The following is a 22,675-nucleotide window of genomic DNA, read 5'->3' as shown; positions in this document are numbered from 1 at the left end:
GTTGTGGAAAAAGGAACAATTATTAAAGTATCCGGTCCATTGGTGTTAGCCAAAAATATGGGCCATGCAAGTTTAGAAGATATCTGTTATGTAGGAGATTTAGGCGTGGTCGGTGAGATCATCGAAATGCGCGGCGACGTCGCTTCGATCCAAGTCTATGAAGAAACGTCCGGGATCGGACCTGGTGAACCAGTCGAAACCACCGGTGAACCGCTATCCGTAGAATTGGCGCCTGGGATCATGTCACAAATGTTTGATGGCATCCAACGTCCCTTAGAAACCTTCATGTCTGTCACCCAAAGTAACTTCTTGTCGCGTGGGGTGCAATTGCCTGCGTTGGATCATGAGAAAAAGTGGCCTTTTGTACCGACCGTGGAAGTCGGCGCAACAGTCAGTACCGGGATGGTCATCGGCACCGTGCAAGAAACACCGTTGATCAATCACAAGATCATGGTTCCTCATGGCGTTTCAGGAACAGTCAAGGCTGTTTATGCGGGGGAATTTACGATCGATGAAACGATTTATGTTTTAGATACCCCCAAAGGAGAACGGTCTTTCACGATGCTGCAAAAATGGCCCGTTCGTCATAGTCGTCCTGTAAAGCAAAAACTGAATCCAGTCGAACCAATGATTACTGGCCAGCGAGTGATCGACACCTTCTTTCCAATCGCTAAAGGCGGGGCATCAGCCGTTCCAGGACCTTTTGGTGCAGGGAAGACTGTCGTTCAGCACCAAATCGCCAAATGGGCGGATGTCGACCTAGTCGTCTATGTCGGCTGCGGCGAACGCGGCAATGAAATGACCGATGTAATGAACGAGTTCCCAGAGTTGATCGACCCTCGCAGTGGTGAATCTTTAATGGCGAGAACCGTGTTGATCGCTAACACCTCCAATATGCCGGTAGCCGCTCGGGAAGCGTCGATTTATACTGGGATCACGATTGCGGAATACTTCCGAGACATGGGGTATTCCGTGGCGATCATGGCGGATTCCACCTCACGTTGGGCAGAAGCACTGCGGGAAATGTCTGGTCGTCTGGAAGAAATGCCCGGGGATGAAGGGTATCCGGCTTACTTAGGCAGCCGCTTGGCAGAGTATTATGAGCGTTCTGGAAAAGCGATTTGCTTAGGTTCTGATCAAGAAGGCAGCATCACTGCCATCAGCGCTGTTTCACCATCAGGCGGTGATATTTCAGAACCAGTTACCCAAAATACGTTGCGGGTCGTTAAAGTCTTTTGGGGCTTAGATGCCACCTTAGCGCAAAAGCGTCATTTTCCATCGATCGATTGGTTGAAGAGCTATTCTTTATACGAAAACGAATTGGGTGCCTTTTTGGACCAACAAATGCAAGTAGATTGGTCCAAACAAGTAACAGAAGCCATGCGGATGCTGCAAAAAGAATCTGAGTTGTCAGAGATCGTTCGACTTGTCGGCATCGACGCTTTATCCGAAAAAGATCAGTTATTGCTGGAAACCACCAAGTCTTTGCGAGAAGATTTCTTGCAGCAAAACGCTTTTGACGACGTCGATACGTTTACCTCTCGTGAAAAGCAGTTCAAAATGCTGGAAACGATCTTGCTGCTCCACAAAGAAGCGGAAGATGCGTTGACGCTAGGTGCGTATCTTTCAGAAATCTATGCAGGAACCGAAGAATTGCGAGACAAAGTGGCACGTATGAAGTACCTGCCTGAAACGGAATTAGCAAAAATTCCTGCTTTGCATCAAGAGATCAAAGCAACGATGAAAGAAATTTTACAGAAAGGAGACCGCACCGATGATCAAGGAATATAAAACGATTGGAGAAGTCGTCGGACCATTGATGGCCGTCGATCGCGTCTCCGGTGTCAAATACGAAGAGTTGATCGAAGTCCGCATGCAAAACGGCGAAACGCGGCAAGGACAAGTACTGGAGATCCAAGAAGACAAAGCGTTGGTCCAAATTTTTGAAGGAACCGGCGGGATCAATTTGCGGGAATCTGCGGTGCGTTTCTTAGGACATCCTTTGGAATTAGGCGTTTCCGAGCAAATGATCGGGCGAGTCTTTGACGGTTTAGGTCGGGTCAAAGATGGCGGAGTAGAGATCGTCCCAGAAAAATTTATGGACATCAACGGCGAAGTGATCAATCCAGCAGCGCGGGATTATCCTGATGAGTTTATTCAAACGGGGATCTCATCGATCGACCACTTGAATACGCTCGTTCGGGGACAAAAGCTGCCGATTTTTTCTGGTTCTGGTCTGCCTCATAAAGAATTGGCTTCGCAAATTGCGCGTCAAGCACAAGTGTTGAACTCGGAAGACGATTTCGCTGTTGTGTTTGCTGGCATCGGGATCACCTTTGAAGAAGCAGAATATTTCATGGAAGATTTTCGTCAAACTGGCGCCATCGACCATTCTGTCGTCTTTATGAATCTAGCCAATGATCCAGCGATCGAGCGGATCGCTACTCCCCGAATGGCACTGACGGCAGCCGAATACTTGGCTTATGAAAAGGGCATGCATGTCTTGGTGATCATGACGGATATGACCAACTACTGTGAAGCTTTGCGGGAGATCTCCTCTGCTCGTCGTGAAGTGCCAGGACGTCGCGGCTATCCTGGGTATCTATATACCAATCTATCCACGTTATATGAACGTGCTGGACGGATTCGCGGCTTGAAAGGCTCAGTAACCCAGCTGCCGATTTTGACCATGCCAGAAGATGACAAAACCCATCCGATTCCCGATTTGACCGGCTATATCACCGAAGGACAAATCATCTTGTCTCGTGATTTGTATAAAAACGGCATCCAGCCGCCCATCGATGTCTTGCCGTCATTGTCACGGTTAAAAGATAAAGGGACCGGCGAAGGCAAGACACGTAAAGACCATGCCGCAACGATGAACCAGTTGTTTTCTGCGTATGCTCAAGGAAAGCAAGCCAAGGAATTGGCAGTCGTTTTAGGAGAATCGGCATTGTCGGAAGTAGATAAAACCTATGCCAAATTTGCAGAACGCTTCGAAAATGAATATTTGAACCAAGGGTACCGCACCAACCGTTCGATTATCGAAACCTTGGAATTAGGGTGGGACTTGTTGGCGATGCTGCCAAAAGTCGAACTGAAGCGGATCAGCGATGCCTTACTGGCGGAATACTTACCGGGAGAGGAGAACAATGGCGCAAAAAAACGTTAATCCAACCCGCATGGAGTTGTCGCGCCTCAGCAAACAATTGGCGACAGCCAAACGCGGACATAAATTATTAAAAGACAAACAAGACGAACTCATGCGTCAATTTATTGAATTGATCAAAAAGAATGACCACTTGCGTAAAGAAGTAGAAGAACAATTGCAGCGTGCCATGAAGGCATTTCGCTTAGCCAATGCCACGATCAATGAAAAATACATTGAAGAAATGTTTATTTTACCAGCAACTGAGGTCTCCCTTGAGTTATCCACGAAAAATATCATGAGTGTGGAAGTGCCAGTGATGCATTTTGATTATGACGATACGGTGATGCAAGCGCCGATCGAGTATGGCTTTTTGAATTCCAATGTTCCGTTAGATAATGCGGTCGCCCGTTTTACCGACGCCATGCCGAAGCTGTTGGAGCTAACGGAAATCGAAAAGACCTGTCAATTGATGGCAGGGGAAATCGAACGTACTCGCCGACGCGTCAATGCCCTAGAATATTTGACGATTCCCGAGCTGGAAGAAGCCATTTATGGAATCAAAATGCGGCTGGAAGAAAATGAACGAGCAAACGTAACAAGAATGATCAAAGTGAAGAATAAATCAAAATAAAATGGTATGATAAGTGAAAAACAACTGCAATAAACTAGGATTACCAAGCCATTGGTTTTTGCAAAAGGTCAAAGGAAATGAAAATGAAAAAAAGAAATCGTTTGAAAAAAAAGCTGGCATCGCAACGCTTTTTGATTCCGCAGATCGTCACACTGGTCTTCGTTTTGTTGATATTGGCAGGAACTGGCTTACTGATGCTGCCGGCTGTCACCCAAAGTGGTGAAGGTACCAACTTTTTAGATGCACTGTTTACTGCCACATCGGCTGTTTGCGTGACGGGTCTTTCGACCTTGACAGTAGCCGACCATTACAATCTCTGGGGCCAAGGGATCTTGCTGATGTTGATTGAGATCGGTGGGATCGGCTTCATGTCGATTCCCGTCTTCTTTTACATCTTGGCGAGAAAAAGAGTCCATCTTAGTACCAGGATGATTTTGCGGGAATCATTGAATCTGGATCGGATGTCTGGAGAGATTCATTTGGCATGGTACCTGATTCGGATCGCCTTTTTGATCCAAGTCAGCGGGATTATCTTACTGGCTTTTGCATTCGTGCCCCGTTTTGGTTGGGAGCAAGGCCTTTGGTACAGTGTTTTTCATGCGATCTCGGCCTTTTGTAATGCTGGGTTTGATTTGTTCGGAAACAGCATGGTAGGGTTTCAAAATGACCCGTTTGTGCTGGGGATTATCAGTTTCTTGATCATTGCCGGCGGTCTTGGGTTTCTCGTTTGGTTCGATCTCCTGCATACGGCGTCCAAAAAACGGTCCCTGCATAGCCGCTTGGCATGGATCGCTATGATCGTTTTGGTGGTTTTTGGAACGGCAGGGTTCTTTTTGACCGAAGCCAATTCACAGTTGATCACGGGTGACTCGGTCATCGAACGTTTTTTCCAATACCTCTTCTTAGCGGTCACCCCAAGAACCGCGGGATTTTTCAGTATTGATTACGGACAAATGAGTCAAGCAGGCTTGATGCTGACGATGATTTTAATGTATATCGGCGGGACCTCGGGATCAACGGCTGGGGGATTGAAGACAACGACGTTTGCAGTCTTGATCATCAAGATCCGCAGTTTATTGAAAGGGCGCAGTCGAGCGGAAGTGTTCGGTCGCACGATCAAAGAATCTGCTGTATCGCGTGCCTTTACGTTGTTCTTCCTTACCTTGACGTTATGCTTCGTAGCGATTTTCTTATTGTCGATCACTGAGCGTATGCCGCAAACCCCAAACTTTGGGTTGCCAACCATTGCCTTTGAAGTTTTTTCCGCTTTTGGAACCGTGGGGTTGACCATGGGGTTGACGCCTTACTTGTCGGTTTTTGGCAAACTATTGATCATTTTTTTGATGTTCATTGGTCGAGTTGGCATCATGACCGTTGCTTTTTCACTGATGAAAAAAGCCAACAAACAAGAAGCCGGCTACAAATATCCTGATGAAACCGTGATGATCGGGTAACGAAACAGGGAAACGAAGCACGCTTCGTTTCCCTGTTTTTCGTTTATTGAAGTACTTCTAACATCACATCTCGTTGGTCATCGCTGACATTCCCCGCATAATTTGGTGTGATTAAAGATAGACCACCCTCTTTATTTGTAAATAGGTACAGGTTTTGGTTAAAATCAGGATTTCCATTGGAAGTGATCCCTTTCGAAAAGGTCAACTGAGTGTTCACTTTTACTGTGCGAATCTCATTGTTTTTCGCAGAAAACACGCGAATCTCTTTTGTTGCGATCGTATCGACTTGTGCTTCATAGCTTGCGCTGTCGCCGATCGAAATGATCAATGGGCTCGTATTTTGAATCGTGACAGCATCTGGTACATTGACGCCATGGAAATAAAAAGTCAGTGAAGGGCCATATTGGGAAAGATCAACGGCATATGGAAACTCATTGGTGGATACTGAGCTTGCTGTTGTTTGCGTTGCGTCAGAGTGATCCGTCGATTGCTGGCTTGTGGTTGAAGTTTTTGAAGTAGAGGTTGAATCGAATGAACTACTTTCAGTCGTTTGCGCCGTCGTGCTTTTTTTGCTTTCAGTAGACACACGACTCTGACTTAGCTCGCTTGTTGATTGCGCGGTATCTTTTTCGTTGTTACAGCCTGTCAAAAGCCCCAGACTGACGAGCGTCAGTGTGCCAATCAAAGAAAATGTTTTTTTCATTGTTTACTTCATCCTTTCCTTAGAATACTAAAGCATCTAAAACAAGCAAACTATTGTAGCGAAATGCACAATTTTGCTGACATAGCGTTTAAATATTCTTTAATGTTAAAGATATTTTAATCCAGAACACTGAAAAAGAATAGGAAGTTTTTGCTGAATTTTTCGTCAATTCTATCATAAAATATTCATTAACGTCCGCAGCAGCTGGCTAGTTTTGTATAATAAAGTTTCAGCCATAGTGGCGAAGCTTTCTGGCGGCTTGCGTAACGCAGGGATCTAGATTAAAATACCTTGGTATAGGAGAATGGGGTGGTGAAGAGGATGGAAAAAGAACGGATGGGCCAATGGTTAGCCTTCACGAATCAGCATCAAGCGATCGAAGCTCGCTTGGAACAAGCCCTCAAAGCAGAAAGCAATCTGTCTTTGAATGAGTATTACGTGCTTTATTACTTAGAAAAGACCCCCAATCATAGCATGCGCCTCAACGATTTGATCGCCCATTTTGATTTGAGTCAAAGTGCGATGTCACGCATGATCATGCGCATGGAAGACAACCTGTGTGGTGTGATCGAACGGCATTCTTGTCAAGAGGATAAGCGGGGGATCTATATTGATTTGACCCAATCAGGGGAAAAGAAACTGCAGCGCTCAAAAGTCGTTTTTGAAAAAGTCTTGGAGGAAATGCTAGACTAAAGATGTTTTCACTTGTTTTCTCCTTGATTCTTTTGTAATATAGATGCATGTGCATGTATATTTTGGCAAAAGAGAAAAAAATGCACCGATTTGCTTTAGGGATCTCCTTAGGTAACGAAGCCAGTCAGATTTACAAAGCGAAATGAATCCAATGGAAAAGGTGGGAAACCCATGCGAAATGTAACAGACAAAGCAACATTTAAGCGCGGATTACAGTTGAAAAATCGAATCATTATGGCACCAATGACGACCAAGATGTCCTTCTTTGATGGGGTGATTACGAAAGATGAGTTGGCTTACTATGGCTTACGCTCTGGGGAAGTCGGAGCAGTCATCACAGCGGCAGCCAATGTCCAAGAAGATGGCAAGGGCTGGGAAGGGGAATTAGGCGCTTATGACGATGCCTTTTTACCTGGATTAAGCAAATTAGCCAGCACCATCAAAACAAATGGGACCAAAGCCATTTTACAGATTTTTCATGCCGGTCGGATGACGGATGACTCAGTTCTACGAGGCACACAACCCATATCCGCCAGCGCGGTTGCAGCTGAACGACCAAATGCCCAAGTTCCCCGAGAAGTTACGGTGGATGAGATATTAGCGATTATTGAAAACTTTAAAAAAGCTACCGAACGGGCGATCAAGGCGGGGTTTGATGGCGTAGAACTCCACGGAGCCAATACGTATTTGATTCAACAATTCTTTTCTCCTCACTCAAATCGTCGATCCGATGAATGGGGTGGCTCACTAGAGAACCGTTATCGTTTTATTGAGAAGCTCGTCGATGAAGTATTGGAAACAGTAGACCAATCAGGTGTGAAGGAGTTTATCGTCGGTTATCGGTTTTCACCGGAAGAATTCGAAGAACCAGGGATTCGCTTTGAAGATACGTTGTTCTTAGTGGACCAACTGGCAGAAAAAGGATTAGACTATCTGCACATTTCTCTTGCGGATTATACCCGTAAATCGATTTCAAAAGCGTATCAAGAAAAATCGATGTTGGCGTATGTCTATGAAAAAATCGCTCAGCGGGTTCCTTTGATTGGTGTAGGGGATGTCCGAACGTCGAAAGATGCCGCGGGCTTGCTAGAACATGCAGATTTTGTTGCAGTGGGGCGGGCATTGTTGATCGATCCTCATTGGGGACAAAAAGTCTTAGACGGTCAAGATGAGTTGATCCGCACCACGGTTTCTACTTACGAACGTGAGGAACTCGTATTACAAAACGGCGTTTGGGGTTTTATGGAAAACATGATGCCAGATCGACTAAATGAAGAAAAATAAGTAGACAACCACCTTTGCCTTGGGCGAAGGTGGTTTTTTGTGATCGCTACTCATTTGTGACACATTGAGAAGAGCTGTTTTTTCTCTAGTGAAACCTTGTTAGCTTCAAAATAGCGAATCAAGAGAAGAATGTGAGAAACAAGCCTGTAATCGGAAGAAAGAGCGTGGAAAGATTTTTTTAGTTAAAATACACGAATGAATTTTTGTTTTATTTTAATAAATAGTCAAACAATTCAGAATCATTCATTTTTCTTACAAAAAGATAGCGCAAGTCGAGTTGATTGATAAAAAAACAATCAGTTGTTAGACTGAATACAGGTTAAAAAAACAAAAAGGGGATGTAATGATGAAAAAAGGATTCAGAAATTATTTAGGTTCAGATGAGCGGGAGGCAGGCTATAATTTGTCTTGGGGTTCTATCTTTGCAGGGGTCGTAACATTTATCGCATTGTTCATGACACTGTCAATGATCGGCTCAGCAATCGGTTTTGGTTTGGTGGAACCAACATCAAATAATCCATTAGATGGTGTGGGTACAGGATTATTGATTTGGACAGTCATTACCTTTGTCTTGGCATTATTCGGTGCTGGTTTTGTTTCAGGTGTGGCGGCTCGACGTGTTGGATTGGTTCATGGTTTCTTAACATGGGCAACTAGTATGATCGTGATGATGGTTATGCTCTCTTACTTAACGATCGGTGCATTTTCTGTAGTCGGTTCACTTTTAGGAAACGTTGCTTCTGCTGTTGGCAGTGGCGTTGAAACAGTTGCCTCAGGTGCTGGCGATGTCGCTTCAAAAGCCTTCGATGAAATAACAGGAAACATGGAAGACGTCAATACAGATGAATTACAAGCGAATGTCAATGATGTTTTACAAGATACCGATGTTCCTGAATTGCAACCAGACTACTTGCAAAATCAATTGTCTGATGCGACGAACGACATCAAAGATGCCGGCAAAGACATTGCAACCAATCCAAATGATGCGGATAAAATCATTGATGATTTAGCAAGCAAATTACAAGATCGTGCTACAACGATCGGTGATTCAGTCGATAAAGAAGCAATCACAAATGCAGTGGCTCAAAACACAGATCTAAGCCAACAAGAAGCGGAAGAAGCAACGAACAATATCGTGAACGGCTTACAAGATGCTTCTGATGAAGCACAAAAACAAATCGAAAATGCACAACAAAATCTTGAACAAGCCAAACAAGACATTGACCAAGCAGTGGAAGACGCTCGTCAAAAAGCGGAAGAAGCAAGTGATGCAACAGCCAAAGCGTCTATTTGGGGTTTTGTGGCAATGGTCTTAGGACTCGCTCTTACGTCAATCGGTGGTATGGTGGGAGCAAACTTAGTTAAAACTGCTGACCACGAAAACCGTATCTAATTTTACCTCTCATCAAGAGAGCTAGTGATTTATAAACCAGTGAACAGCGTTCTGCCAAAGAGTCAAATGGCAGCAGCGCTGTTTTCTGCTTTTAAACAAGCGGTTGAAAATCCCCATTGACGAGTGATTTTTCTCATGCTACACTGGCTCTGAGGATTGTTACCGCTTTAGGCGGGCTATACCTATTTTTTTGTGTGAAGAAATCTAAAGAAGAATAGGGTCGTTAAAATGAACGTAACAAAAGTGATCAATAACAACATTGTGATTTCTGAGAATGAGGAAAAACAAGAATTGGTCGTCATGGGCAAAGGCTTAGGCTTTAAGAAAAAGCCGGGCGATGCGATCGACGATACCAAGATTGAAAAAGTCTATCTCAGTACACAAGAGTGGAATGTCACAAAACTAACCCAATTACTTTCTTCTATCCCTATCGAACATATTCAAGCAGCGAATGAGATCATCAGTTTTGCAAAAGTTTCCCTTGGGAAAAAGTTGAGCGAAAAATTGTTTCTGACGCTGACCGATCATATCAATTATGCTATCGAGCGCTATCAAAACGGCATGGAAATTAAAAATGCCTTGCTATGGGAGATCAAGCGGTTTTATAACCATGAATACCTCATTGGCAAAGAAGCGTTATCGATCATTAAAAATCGCTTGGCGATCGAGCTGCCGGAAGATGAAGCCGGCTTCATTGCTCTGCACATTGTCAATGCTGAGTTGGATATGGCGCAGGTCAGTCAAGTATCGGAAATGGCGAAGATCATTCAGCATATCCTAAACATCGTCAAATATCATTTTTCAATGGAGCTTGATGAGTATTCATTGAACTACGAACGCTTTGTGACCCATTTGAAATTTTTTGTCCAGCGCTTATTCAGCGGTACAAAGCTCGATGATGCAGGAACCGGCAGTTTTATTTTTATGTTGAAAGACCGATACATGAAGGAATATGCGTGTGCGTTGAAAATCAGTGACTACATCAACAAAGAATTCGGTAGACCGTTAGAAGAAGACGAATTGATCTATTTAACTATACACATCAAACGAATAACAAGTGCTTAGGATTGTTACTGGATTGGCAGGCTATACCTAAATGAACTCCCAAGGGGTTTGTTTAGGTATTTTTTTATGGTTTGACACACAAAAAACAAGCGAAAGACCAAAATAGGAGGAACGACATGAATTACAAAGAGTTAGCAAAAACGATCATCACCAATGTTGGTGGGGAAGAAAATATCCAAAGCTTGACCCATTGTGCGACACGCTTGCGCTTCAACTTGAAAGATGATAGCAAACCCCAAGAAAGTACTTTAAAACATACACCAGGGATCATGGGTGTGGTCAATAAAGGTGGGCAATACCAAGTAATCATCGGTAGTGATGTTGGCAATGTCTACAACGAAATCACTGCCCAAACCAATTTGACTAGTGACCAAGAAACAGTAGAAGACGATCGCGGACGTGTTGCGAAAGTCATCGATACGATCACCGGGATCTTCACTCCAATATTACCAGCCATCACGGCAGCTGGGATGCTAAAAGCGGTTCTTTCATTGCTAGTGGTCTTCAATGTCTTGACGGCAGAGAGTCAAAGTTACCAAATATTAAACTTTATGGCGGATGCGGCGTTCTACTTCTTGCCGATTTTGCTGGCTGCTTCTTCTGCACAAAAATTCAAAGCCAATATGTACTTAGCTATGATGGTAGGGGGGATTTTACTCCATCCGAACTTTATCGCGATGGTGACAGCAGTCAATGAGGCAGGTGGCGGCATCCATTTATTCGGCTTGCCGATTTCACCAGTGAGTTATTCATCATCGGTTATCCCAATCATCTTGAGTGTTTGGTTCATGTCTTACGTTGAACCGATCGCCGATAAAGTCTCGCCAAAAGCAATCAAATTCTTCAGCAAACCGTTGCTAACGATCTTCGTCGTAGGGACAGTAGCATTAGTTGCTTTAGGCCCTCTAGGCTACATGATCAGTGAAGCGATCTCTACAGGGATCCAAGCCTTAGAAACGGTTAGCCCATGGATCGTTCCATTACTGATTGGTGCCTTCACGCCATTGTTCGTGGCAACTGGTACCCACTATGGATTGGTTCCTATCGGTATCAACAACCGGATGACCACAGGTTATGACACAGTGATCTACCCTGGCATGCTGGCTTCAAACGTCAGTCAGGGAGCTGCAGCTATCGGCGTTGGTTTTAAATCAAAAGATTCTACGATCAAACAACTGGCATTTTCTGCTGGTCTGACTGGGCTATTCGGCATTACTGAACCGGCGTTGTATGGGGTCAATTTGCGGTTTAAAACACCCTTGTATGCAGCAATGATCGGTGGCGGATTTGGTGGTCTATTTATGGGGATCATGCGTGTCCGCAATTTCTCAGGCGGATCACCAGGCCTGTTGACTTTGCCAAGCTATATCGGCGATGACACCTTACGTCATTTGACCAATGCTTGTATCGGTGCGGCAATCAGTATCGTGATCACATTTATTGCGACATTATTCTTATACAAAGACCCTGTCACAGAAGAAGCACCTGAAGCAACACCGGCAGACAAAGAGCAAGAACCCGCACATCAAATCAGCGGCGCAGAGATCAAAGCACCTTTAAAAGGGGAACTAAAAAGCTTGCAAGCAGTCAATGACGGCATGTTTTCGGAAGAGATTCTTGGCCAAGGGGTAGCGATTGAGCCAACCGTCGGAGAAGTGCTAGCTCCAGTAAACGGGACTGTCACAGCAGTCTTTGATTCAAAACATGCCATTGGCTTGACTAGTGAGGAAGGCATTGAGCTGTTGATCCACGTGGGGATCGATACGGTGCAATTGAATGGCGAAGGCTATGCCTATCAAGCAGAAAAAGGGCAAAAAGTATCAGTCGGGGATCCATTGATTACGTTTGATATTGAATTTATCAAAGAAAAAGGCTATCCAGTAATCACGCCGATTGTTATCACCAACAGTACTGAAGTGGGGGACATTTTGACGGCTAACAGTGGCCCGATTACGTTTGGCGATCAAATCATCAAAGTGATCGGCTAAAAAAGGAGAATAAGACATGGGATTTCCAAAAAACTTTTTATGGGGCGGTGCAACAGCCGCCAATCAATGTGAAGGCGGGTTTGATCAAGGCGGGCGTGGGCTTGCCAATGTCGATGTAATTCCGACTGGCAAGGACCGCCGAGCAGTTATTACCGGCAAGCGTGAGATGCTTGCCTTTGAAGAAGGGTATTTCTATCCAGCCAAAGAAGCGATCGATATGTACCATCATTTCAAAGAAGATATCGCCTTGTTTGCGGAGATGGGCTTTAAAACCTATCGTTTATCGATTGCTTGGTCAAGAATTTTTCCGAAGGGGGACGAAGAAACCCCTAATGAAGAAGGCTTGCGCTTTTATGAAGAACTATTTTTAGAGTGCCGGAAATACCAAATCGAACCCTTGGTGACGATCACGCATTTTGACTGTCCGATCCATTTGATCAAAGAATATGGCGGCTGGCGCAACCGCAAGATGATCAGCTTTTATGAAAATCTTTGTCAGGCAATCTTTACTCGATACAAAGGATTGGTGAAGTACTGGCTGACCTTTAACGAAATCAATATGATCTTGCATGCCCCGTTTCTCGGTGCAGGGCTTACCTTTGCTGAAGGCGAAAATGAAGAACAAATTAAATACCAAGCTGCTCATCATGAATTAGTCGCAAGTGCGTTGGCAACAAAAATCGCCCACGAGATCGATCCAGAAAATAAAGTTGGCTGTATGCTGGCTGCGGCTAGTTATTATCCTTACAGCTGCAATCCGAAAGATGTCTGGGAAAGCAAAAAAAGCGATCGCGGCAACTATTTCTTTATCGATGTGCAATCGCGAGGAGAATATCCAAATTATGGTTTGAAGATGCTAGCTGATAAAGGAATCACTTTGGAACGAACCGCCGAAGATGCGGCTTTATTAAAAGCCCATACCGTCGATTTTATTTCCTTTTCATACTATGCCTCTCGGGTTGCTGCTTCAGAAGATTCCGGTGTTGAGAAAACGGAAGGCAACTTGTTCCCGACCATTAAAAACCCGTATTTAGAAGCGTCAGAATGGGGCTGGCAGATTGATCCGCTTGGTTTGCGAATCACGATGAATGATCTCTATGATCGTTACCAAAAGCCGCTTTTCATCGTCGAAAACGGTCTAGGAGCGGTGGATACGCCAAACGAAGATGGAAAAATCAATGATGTGTATCGCATCGACTATCTACGTGCGCATATCGCTGCGATGAAAGAAGCGATTGACCAAGACGGTGTGGAACTGTTGGGCTATACTTCATGGGGCTGTATCGATTTGGTTTCTGCAGGAACCGGAGAAATGAAGAAACGCTATGGCTATATCTATGTCGATCGCGACAATGAAGGCAATGGCACATTAGCCCGCAGCAAAAAGCAATCCTTTTATTGGTACAAAAAAGTGATTGCCTCAAATGGGGAAGACTTGGCTTAAGCCAGTTAACTAACGATTATCATTAAGGAAAGAAACGCCAGCGGAACAGAACTGCTCATGGAAGCAGCCTGGTTCTGTTGGCGTTTTTCTTATTTAACGAAAGAAATTATGCTGCTTCCTCCCGCTGGATCGGCAGCAGCAAGCGAACGGTGGTTCCTTCGTTGATGCGTGATTCTACAGTCAATCCATATTTCTCCCCATAGAGCAGCTTGATACGCTGATCAATATTGTCTAAGCCAATACCCGAATAGTGTTCAAAGTGGTTCGCGGAGCTGGTTGGGTGCTCTTCATTGAACCCGATGCCCGTATCGATGATCTCAATTTTCAGGCCTTCCTTACTGATACGAGAAAAAATCTGGATCAATCCTGAATCCTCTTCGGGAAAGGCATGCAGGTAGGCATTTTCGATAATCGGTTGCAAAATCATCTTCGGTACGAGAATATCTTCGCAGCCATCTTCTGAAAAAATCGTTGACTGGATGCGATTGCCGTAACGTACGTTCATTAACACGAGGTATTCTTCCACGATCGCTAGCTCATCTTTTAAGGGGACGATCTCTTTGCGGTTAAAGGTGTGCCGCAACAATTGGACAAAGCTTTCAATCGCTTGGGTGGCGGCTTCTTGTTCGTTTTGCCAGATCAAAAACTTGATGGCAGTCAATGTGTTGTAGACAAAATGCGGTTGGATCTGCATTTGCAACGAGCGGATCTCGAACTTGCGTTTTTCGGATTCTGTAACCATTAAATGATCGACATAAGATTCCAAGTCCTCTAGCATCAAGTTATACGCACGCCCCAATTCTCGCGTTTCATACGTCCCGTTGATGGTGACTTTATCGCTGAAATCGCCTTGCGTGACCGCCGGCAGCTTGGCGATCAGCTGATAAATCGGTTGGGTGATGTTGCGGATGATCCAAAATGCCAGCAGACTAAAGAGTAAAATACTGACGACAGAAATCAAAAGAGCTGGCTTGATCAGATTCATATTGCGTACCAGATGCGATTCATCCAAAACATCATAAAAAGTAAAGTGATACGAATAAAGGGGCAGCTGATTGATGCTAGTATCTCTTTTGACCGTGACGAGACGATCCTCAAACGGCATGCCTAAAAGGCTCGGATCAGAAGTGGAGAGAATTTGATTCTGCTCATTGACGATATAGATCGAGTGAAGACTGGTATCTAAGAGTTGACGATAGATCGAAGAAAAATCAGATTCCTTTAAGAAAATCAGGGCATAGCCGAAAATCGTTTCTTCTTTCATTAATTTGCGCACGTACATCAAGCCGGAGGAGTCGCTGGTGGAGGTACTTAAGCCTTGGTCCAAGAAATAATACTGACTGATGGCGTCATTGTCATTGATCTGCTGGATAAAGGCACTGGCGAGAAAATCATCCACCGATTGATTGCGAACCGCATCGTTTTGAAAAAAAGTACCTCCGTTGACCCCTATCAACACTAAATTCGAGGGGATGTCTTGAAACAAAGAGCGCGTGTCTTTTAATTGCTCGTTTAATTCTAAAATCGTACGGCCTTGATTCATGTCGCCTTCTAAGTATGTTTCAACGGCTTTGCTTTCATCGACGATATCAAAAATTCGATGGATATTCTCGTTCAGACGCTCATAATCTTCTTGGATTTTTTCCAGTAGCAGCTGATTGGAACTCTGGTACGAAGCAACATAGGCATCTTTCGAGCGACCATAGATCACGACGACGGTTAGCAGACAAACACTAATGACCCCGACGACAACAAAGAGGAAGATCCGACTGAATAATTCATTTTTCTGAATCCATTGGTTGATTTTCATAATTGATTCAACCGCCGATACTTCGATGGGGTGACTTGGCATTCTTTCTTAAAGATGCGAGAAAAATAGCTGATATCCGAATACCCGACCGCTTCACTGATTTCAGATAGATTCAGATCAGATTGTGTCAGTAGTTCTTTGGCTTTATCCAAGCGGGTTTTCTTTACATACTCAGAAAAGCTCATTTTCAGTTTCGCAGAAAGAAAAGCCGAAAGATAGGTGTAACTAAAATGAAAGGTTTCAGCCAGTTCAGACAAAGACAGACTTTTGGTGTAGTTGTCTTGAATAAAGCGCTGGATCGCAACGAGTAGATCATCTTCATCCAGCGGTGATAAGGTCGTCAGCTGTTGACGAATATCATCAATGGTCGCCAACAACAAATCAGAAAAATCTTCCAAATACTGCACGTGACCGATGGCATGCAAAAATTCAGCTTTTAAGCGGCTAAAGCGGGGAGCAGTGGGAAATTCTTCTTCCAAGCGGGAGAGTAACGTGTAAAAAATACTGCTGGCCTGCTGTTTTAAAAATGTCGGATCGACATTGGATAAGATCATGTCATTAAAATATTCCTCAATTCTGGTGATTCCTAATAAAAAGTTGTTGTCTAACAAAGCCCGTAAGAACTTCTTCGTATCAAAGCGATCACTTTCAATGTACAAAAAGAGTTCTTGTTCTGGCACCAACCGTTGACGTTTATAAAAAAACGATTGTCCTTGGCTTTTGGCTTTGAGGGTCACAAAATGGTCCCGCAACTGTTCAATCTTTTGAAAGGGCACACTGAGAGTAAAGAAGGCGTCTGGCTCGGTAAAACGCAATTGTTCCAACGTTTCTTTCAAAGAGGAATAAACATCCGTTCCTTCTGGATAACTGATCACTAAGCCGGCATCTTTGTTACTGGTTTGAAAAAAGAGCGTCTTTACCTGCGGTTGTGATTGAGTAAATTCCGTTAATGCATGCAGCAGCTGATCATTGGCACGAAAGCCGCTAAAATTGGTGGTCAAAATTTGGGCTTGCTGTTGCGACTGATCTAATGCAAGGTAGTCCGCCAAAGGAGCCAACGGTTCTTCATACCCTGCTAAATAGCGATTCAACGATTCTTGCAGCTGCGTCTCCTCAGTCACGGAGCCTTTTGTATGTGACAGCTTTTGTGTGATGTTGTGTAGCGTCTTCAACAAGAGTGTCGGTGTCAGTGTCGGTTTTAAAAGATAATCTACGGCACCATTTCTAAAAGATTGACTGACGTATTGGAAATCATCGTAGCTGCTCAAGACCAAAAAATGGACTTCTGGATATTGTTGTTGAATGATCGTTGTGAGTTGAAGGCCGTCCATTTGTGGCATTTTCAAATCCGTAATCACGATGTCGGGATTCAGCTCATGGATCAGCGCCAATGCTTCTTGCCCGTTCGCTGCATCGCCTAAGAGACGGAACCCTTCTTGCTCCCAACGTATCATATGTTTCAATCCATCTCGGATCGTTGCCTCATCATCAACGACTAAGACCGTGCGTAAAATAGTCATGGTATCCCCCCTATATCTCTTCTTTATTATAAACGCTTTCAAAAAAGAAAGGTATTGTAACTTTTTTCTATTTTTGGACAAATTTAGTAAGCTCTTTCATAATCGTTGAATACGGTTACAAAATCAGTGTATAGTTAGCCTTGTAAATAAAAGGAAAGAGGGATAAAAATGAAAAAACTACTTGCATCGATGGTAACGGCGGCTGCAGTGCTGACTTTGGCGGCTTGCGGAAACAGCAACACAAGCTCTGGGGATTCCGGCGAGTCCTCAAACAAAGTCACGGTCTGGGCATGGGATGAGACCTTCAACATCAAGGCAGTCAATGAAGCCAAAAAAGTGTATGAAAATCAAGATGTCGATGTGGAAGTTGTGACGATGTCGCAAGATGATATCGTCCAAAAATTAAATACTAGTCTGGCATCAGGAAATACGGACGGACTGCCAAATATCGTCTTGATCGAAGACTACCGCATCCAAGGGTACCTTTCTTCTTATCCAGATGCGTTTAGTGATCTAACGGATATCGTGAATGAGGAGGATTTCTCCAGCTATAAATTTGCGGTCAATAAAGTCGACGATGTCATTTATGGGGTGCCATTTGACAGTGGCGTCGCAGGACTATTTTACCGCACAGATTATTTGACCGATGCAGGCTATGAGCAAGCGGATCTCCAAGATATTACCTGGGATGATTTTATCAGCATTGCCAAAGATGTCAAAGAAAAAACGGGTCACGCTATGATGTCGTTAGACCCAAGCGATCTTGGCTTGGCACGAATCATTATGCAATCGGCAGGCGAATGGTATACCGGTGAAGATGGCTCCACCGTGACCATCAAAGACAATGAATCCTTCAAAGCCGGTCTAACTGTCTTGGCAACATTGTTGAATGAAGGCTTAGTTGAACAAGTTTCCGATTGGGATGGCGGGGTCAATGCTGTTCAATCGGGGAATGTTGCGTCTGCGCCAACCGGTGCGTGGTATTCTAGCACAATTCAAGGCGCTGAAGATCAAAGCGGCAAATGGGCGATCGCTCCGATCCCATCCATCGCTGGCGATAGCAATTCAGTCAATGCTTCCAGCATCGGCGGAGCAGGCTGGTACGTGATCAAAGGGGTTGACGGCGAAGAAAATGCCAAAGACTTTTTAGCCAATACCTTTGCTTCAAACAAAGAATTGATGGGTACATTAGCTACCGAGATCGGTTTAGTTTCAACCATGAATGCTGCAGAAGAAACGGAAGAATATACGTCGGGTCTTGATTTCTATGGCGGTCAAAAAGTCTTCCAAGATTTCTCACAATGGTCACAAGAAATTCCAGCCGTGAACTACGGCAATCACACCTATGCCATTGAATCCGTCTTGACTGAAAGCTTGCAACGAGTGATCAACGGTGAAGACATCGATAAAGTATTAGAAGAAGCACAATCACAAGTGGAAGCACAAATTGCAAACTAATCGAACAACTTTGCAGAAACTCGTGAGCGATCGCGAGTTTCTGTGTTAAGGGGGAATTACAATGAAAAACAAAACAAAAAATTGGTTTGCAAACGGCAATGCCTTTATTACCTTACCCGTCATTTTGATCACGATGCTGGTCTTTATCCCGATGGTCTCGGCATTGTTCACGTCATTCCAATCAGGACCACCGACAGCGATGACCTTTAACGGTCTTGGCAACTATCAGCGGATGTTGAGCGACTCAACCTTTAAAAAAGCCTTTGGCAATACGTTTTTATACTTATTAGTCCAAGTTCCGATCATGCTCTTTTTGGCGCTGATCGTATCGAACATATTGAATGACAAAAAATTGAAATTTAAAGGGCTGTTCCGCACCGCCTTGTTTTTACCATGTATCACATCTTTGGTTTCTTATTCCTTGATCATGAAAAGTCTCTTTTCGGCAAACGGGTTAGTCAATAACTTTTTGACGCAGCTACATCTGATCGATGCGCCGATCCAATGGTTGACAGATCCTTTTTGGGCAAAAGTACTGATTATTTTTGCCATCACGTGGCGTTGGACCGGCTACAATATGATCTTTTTCATCTCAGGCATGCAGAATATCGATCCAAGTATTTATGAAGCGGCAGAGATCGATGGCGCTTCAAAATGGGATCAATTCTTCAAAATCACGATTCCCAACTTGCGTCCAATCATCCTATTTACCACGATCACTTCAACGATCGGTACGCTGCAATTATTCGATGAAGTTCAAAATATTACTGGCGGTGGACCAGCCAATGCTACGACGACCTTGTCACAATACATCTACAATTTAAGTTACAAATTCACGCCAAACTTTGGGTATGCCGCTGCGGTCTCCTTTGTTATCGTGATTGCAATCGTGATTTTATCGATCATCCAAACGAAAATAGGAGGAAAAGAAAATTGAAAACAATCTCACTCACTTTAAAATACGTCTTTCTGGCGATTTTGGCTTTCATCTCTATTTTTCCATTTGTTTGGATGATCCTAGGGATGACCAATCAAACCTTTGATATCGTTGCCGGGAAAATCATGATTGGGGATCAATTGGTGATCAACTTCCAAAATCTTTTTTCTTCCGATTTGAATTTTACTCGGGCATTAGGAAACTCAGCGGTGATTGCCGTGATTACGACCTTCTTTGCACTGTTGTTCTCCTCCATGGCAGGGTATGGCTTTGAGATCTATCGGACGAAAACCAAAGACCGTATCTTTAATATTCTGTTGCTGTCGATGATGGTACCTTTTGCCGCGCTAATGATCCCGTTATATCGGATGTTCAGCAAGCTTAGCGGCACACCAATCGGGATCAATACCTTCGCTGTCGTGATTTTGCCCTCGGTCTGTACCGCCTTTTTGATTTTCTTTTTCCGCCAAAACATCAAGGCATTCCCTAGAGAATTAGTCGAAGCTGCTCGGATCGATGGCTTGAATGAACTGAGTATTTTCTTTAGAGTCTACATGCCTACGGCTAAAAATACCTACGCAGCTGCCGCGATCATTACGTTTATGGGCAGCTGGAACAATTATTTGTGGCCATTAGTTGCCTTGCAATCACCAGACAAACGGACCGTTCCACTGGTTCTTTCGGCTATGGGTGCTTCTTATACACCTGATTATGGCATGATGATGTGCGGCATTGTGATCGCCACACTGCCAACGGCCATCATTTTCTTCGTTTTACAAAAACAATTTGTCCAAGGTATGCTGGGATCCGTGAAATAAGCGGGGCATCAGCGAACAATTATAAAGTAGAGGGTACGATATGATTCTTTTTGACAAACAATTAAACGTCTTTCATTTAAGCAACGACCAGATCAGCTATCTCATACAAATAGAAGAAGGGGGCAATGTGGCACACCTTTATTTTGGAAAAAAAATCGCTCATTATTCTGGCGGCTATCGTTATCCACGTCTTGATCGGTCCTTTTCGCCCAATCCCCCAGACAGCAGCGACCGACTTTTCTCATTAGACACCTTGATGATGGAATTTCCTGGCAACGGCTTCGGAGATTTTCGAGAAGCAGCTTATAGGATTCGCCAGTCTAACGGTAGCCGAGTCAGCCATTTTGTCTTTAGTGATTACCAGATTCAACAAGGCAAACCCGCCCTAGCAGGATTGCCTCAGACCCATGGTGCCGTCGACGGGATCGAAACACTGATTCTGTCCTTAAAAGATGATGTGACGGGACTCGAACTGCAGCTGTTTTACACGATTTTCGAGGATGCGGCAGTGATCGTCCGCTCAAGTAAAGTAATCAACCACGGAAACCAGCCTGTTACGATCGAGCAGCTGGCGAGTCAAGCGCTCGATTTTCCTAACCGTCCCTTTGATTTGATCCACTTGCCGGGGGCATGGGCGAAAGAACGCCAAGTCACCCGAGAACCAATCAATCGCGGCATCAAGCGTTTGGACAGCAAGCGTGGTTCCAGTAGCCATCAGCAAAATCCCTTTGCCGTCATACTGGAACCTAATGCTACGGAGTTTGCTGGGGAGTGTTTTGGTTTTAGTTTGCTGTATAGTGGCAACCATGAAATTATCATCGAAAAAGATCCTTACCATCAGACTCGTGTGATAATGGGGATCAACAGCCATCAATTTGCCTGGCAATTGCCGCCAACTGAAAGCTTTCAAGCCCCAGAAGCCGTGATTGCTTATAGTGAGGCTGGCTTGAACCAGCTGTCAGCCACCTATCATGACTTTTATGATGAGCATTTGATTCGGGGCAAATACAAAAAGCAAGAACGGCCGATCCTGATCAATAACTGGGAAGCAACGTACTTTGATTTCAATGAAGAAAAACTGGATGCCCTCGTTGATGAAGCGAAGGAGCTGGGAATCGAACTGTTTGTTTTGGATGACGGCTGGTTTGGTCAGCGAGAAGATGACCAAACCTCATTAGGCGATTGGTTTGAAAACGAAGGCAAGCTAGCTTCTGGCTTGGCAGGATTTGCCCAAAAAGTCCATGACAAAGGGCTGCAATTCGGGCTTTGGCTGGAACCAGAAATGATTTCTGGTGACAGTGAACTAAACCAACAGCACCCTGATTGGCTGTTACAAGTACCCAATCGCAAGCCAGCGCTTAGCCGCAGTCAGTATGTGTTGGACTTTTCTCGACAAGATGTCAGAGACCATCTCTATCAGCAATTATCCCAACTGTTTGATACGGTTGCCATCGACTATATCAAATGGGACATGAACCGCAGTCTGTCGGATGTCTATTCCTTGCTCCTCGATCCTGCCCAGCAAGGGGAGGTCGCGCATCGCTATCTGCTGGGCTTGTACGAGTTCCTCGAGAAACTGACCACTGCCTATCCGACGATCCTGTTTGAAGGCTGTTCTGGCGGTGGCGGGCGCTTTGATGCCGGTTTCTTGTATTATATGCCGCAGATTTGGACCAGCGACAACACCGACGCCATCGCCCGCTTGAAGATCCAGTACGGAACCAGTCTGGCCTATCCGCCATCCACCATGGGGGCACATGTCTCAGCGATCCCGAACCATCAGACCCAACGGGCAACGGATCTAGCGATTCGCGGCAATGCTGCGATGTCTGGCTTGCTGGGCTATGAGCTTGACTTAACACAGCTGACAGAAGAAGAAAAAGCGCAAATCAAAGAACAAATCACTTTTTATAAAAAACATCGGCGCCTGCTGCAGTTGGGCCGCTTTGTTCGACTGCTCAGCCCTTATGAAGGCAATGACGCCGCCTGGCTGTATGTTTCTCAGGATAAAAAAGAAGCGATCGTCTTTTACTTCCGAGTTTTAGCTGAAGCCTCTGCACCATTGGTTACTTTAAAGCTGGCTGGTCTTGATCCTGACCTCACCTATCAAAGTGGGGGAGAGAACTTCGGTGGCGATGAATTGATGCAACTCGGGTTATATATCGATCCTCATTTAGCCGGGGATTACGCCACGCAGCGGTTTCATTTTGTTGCAAAAGTGCCCCACGAATGAAAAAAGCGTCCCGTCAAAGCAGCATGTTTTGACGGGACGCTTTATTGTGCTGCCGTAAGCTTTTGGCTAATGATCGGCAACTGAGAGGCTATT

General features: G+C 44.6%; 17 protein-coding genes. 14 read left to right on the top strand and 3 right to left on the bottom strand.

Features of this window, described 5'->3' with window-relative positions; translation table 11 throughout:
- Nucleotides 1-3: 3 nt before the first annotated feature.
- The 4 genes from IGJ74_RS12195 to IGJ74_RS12180 all read left to right on the top strand — a co-directional run bounded on the left by IGJ74_RS12195 (nucleotide 4) and on the right by IGJ74_RS12180 (nucleotide 5,236).
- Entirely contained in the window at nucleotides 4-1,791 is a 1,788-nt protein-coding gene (locus IGJ74_RS12195) for a V-type ATP synthase subunit A (protein ID WP_218193195.1), read from the top strand.
- Nucleotides 1,775-3,172 (top strand): V-type ATP synthase subunit B, encoded by a 1,398-nt coding sequence (locus tag IGJ74_RS12190; RefSeq protein WP_005234898.1) that lies wholly within the window; start codon nucleotides 1,775-1,777, stop codon nucleotides 3,170-3,172. Before IGJ74_RS12195 ends, IGJ74_RS12190 begins: the two co-directional genes overlap by 17 nt.
- A complete protein-coding gene (locus IGJ74_RS12185; protein ID WP_005234899.1) occupies nucleotides 3,153-3,782 on the top strand; it encodes a V-type ATP synthase subunit D in 630 nt (209 codons plus the stop codon). Before IGJ74_RS12190 ends, IGJ74_RS12185 begins: the two co-directional genes overlap by 20 nt.
- A 77-nt stretch (nucleotides 3,783-3,859) precedes the next feature.
- Nucleotides 3,860-5,236, top strand: a complete 1,377-nt coding sequence (locus IGJ74_RS12180) for a TrkH family potassium uptake protein (protein WP_086296973.1) — start codon at nucleotides 3,860-3,862, stop codon at nucleotides 5,234-5,236.
- 43 nt (nucleotides 5,237-5,279) lie between these two features.
- Here the strand turns inward: IGJ74_RS12180 and IGJ74_RS12175 are convergent, their stop codons facing one another.
- A complete protein-coding gene (locus tag IGJ74_RS12175; RefSeq protein WP_008378864.1) occupies nucleotides 5,280-5,939 on the bottom strand; it encodes a hypothetical protein in 660 nt (219 codons plus the stop codon).
- A 321-nt stretch (nucleotides 5,940-6,260) separates the two neighbouring features.
- On the opposite strand from IGJ74_RS12175, the gene IGJ74_RS12170 reads away from it, so the two are divergent.
- From IGJ74_RS12170 to IGJ74_RS12145, 6 genes are all read left to right on the top strand, one after another.
- Entirely contained in the window at nucleotides 6,261-6,632 is a 372-nt protein-coding gene (locus IGJ74_RS12170) for a MarR family winged helix-turn-helix transcriptional regulator (RefSeq protein WP_016613534.1), read from the top strand.
- A gap of 171 nt (nucleotides 6,633-6,803) precedes the next feature.
- Complete coding sequence (locus tag IGJ74_RS12165) at nucleotides 6,804-7,916, top strand: NADH-dependent flavin oxidoreductase (protein ID WP_061054377.1); 1,113 nt, start codon at nucleotides 6,804-6,806, stop codon at nucleotides 7,914-7,916.
- A 346-nt stretch (nucleotides 7,917-8,262) separates the two neighbouring features.
- Entirely contained in the window at nucleotides 8,263-9,309 is a 1,047-nt protein-coding gene (locus IGJ74_RS12160; RefSeq protein WP_181154896.1) for a hypothetical protein, read from the top strand.
- A gap of 228 nt (nucleotides 9,310-9,537) precedes the next feature.
- Entirely contained in the window at nucleotides 9,538-10,374 is an 837-nt protein-coding gene (gene licT / locus IGJ74_RS12155) for a BglG family transcription antiterminator LicT (RefSeq protein ID WP_005234912.1), read from the top strand.
- A gap of 116 nt (nucleotides 10,375-10,490) precedes the next feature.
- Nucleotides 10,491-12,362 carry a beta-glucoside-specific PTS transporter subunit IIABC gene (locus tag IGJ74_RS12150; RefSeq protein WP_218193194.1) on the top strand — a complete coding sequence of 624 codons (1,872 nt, stop codon included), beginning with the start codon at nucleotides 10,491-10,493 and terminating at the stop codon, nucleotides 12,360-12,362.
- 16 nt (nucleotides 12,363-12,378) lie between these two features.
- A complete protein-coding gene (locus IGJ74_RS12145; RefSeq protein WP_218193193.1) occupies nucleotides 12,379-13,806 on the top strand; it encodes a 6-phospho-beta-glucosidase in 1,428 nt (475 codons plus the stop codon).
- 106 nt (nucleotides 13,807-13,912) lie between these two features.
- Here the strand turns inward: IGJ74_RS12145 and IGJ74_RS12140 are convergent, their stop codons facing one another.
- Both IGJ74_RS12140 and IGJ74_RS12135 read right to left on the bottom strand, forming a co-directional pair.
- Nucleotides 13,913-15,616, bottom strand: a complete 1,704-nt coding sequence (locus tag IGJ74_RS12140; protein ID WP_218193192.1) for a sensor histidine kinase — start codon at nucleotides 15,614-15,616, stop codon at nucleotides 13,913-13,915.
- The gene (locus IGJ74_RS12135; protein ID WP_139960099.1) at nucleotides 15,613-17,136 is read right to left on the bottom strand and encodes a response regulator transcription factor; all 1,524 of its coding nucleotides are present in this window, start codon (nucleotides 17,134-17,136) and stop codon (nucleotides 15,613-15,615) included. Before IGJ74_RS12135 ends, IGJ74_RS12140 begins: the two co-directional genes overlap by 4 nt.
- 168 nt (nucleotides 17,137-17,304) lie before the next feature.
- On the opposite strand from IGJ74_RS12135, the gene IGJ74_RS12130 reads away from it, so the two are divergent.
- From IGJ74_RS12130 to IGJ74_RS12115, 4 genes are all read left to right on the top strand, one after another.
- Nucleotides 17,305-18,594 carry an ABC transporter substrate-binding protein gene (locus tag IGJ74_RS12130; protein ID WP_005234924.1) on the top strand — a complete coding sequence of 430 codons (1,290 nt, stop codon included), beginning with the start codon at nucleotides 17,305-17,307 and terminating at the stop codon, nucleotides 18,592-18,594.
- A gap of 61 nt (nucleotides 18,595-18,655) precedes the next feature.
- A complete protein-coding gene (locus IGJ74_RS12125) occupies nucleotides 18,656-19,531 on the top strand; it encodes a carbohydrate ABC transporter permease (protein ID WP_005225588.1) in 876 nt (291 codons plus the stop codon).
- Nucleotides 19,528-20,349, top strand: coding sequence for a carbohydrate ABC transporter permease (locus IGJ74_RS12120; RefSeq protein ID WP_008378833.1), 822 nt, complete (start codon nucleotides 19,528-19,530; stop codon nucleotides 20,347-20,349). The genes IGJ74_RS12125 and IGJ74_RS12120 overlap by 4 nt, the downstream gene beginning before the upstream one ends.
- Before the next feature lie 40 nt (nucleotides 20,350-20,389).
- Nucleotides 20,390-22,582: an alpha-galactosidase gene (locus IGJ74_RS12115; protein WP_218193191.1), complete on the top strand. Its 2,193-nt coding sequence runs from the start codon at nucleotides 20,390-20,392 to the stop codon at nucleotides 22,580-22,582.
- The last annotated feature ends 93 nt before the right edge of the window (nucleotides 22,583-22,675 follow it).

Origin of the sequence: Enterococcus sp. AZ009, from assembly GCF_050548785.1 — a bacterium.
GTDB lineage: Bacteria > Bacillota > Bacilli > Lactobacillales > Enterococcaceae > Enterococcus_D > Enterococcus_D entomosocium.
The sequence above is the reverse complement of the archived record's forward strand: the minus strand, read 5'-3'. Positions and strand labels throughout refer to the sequence as shown.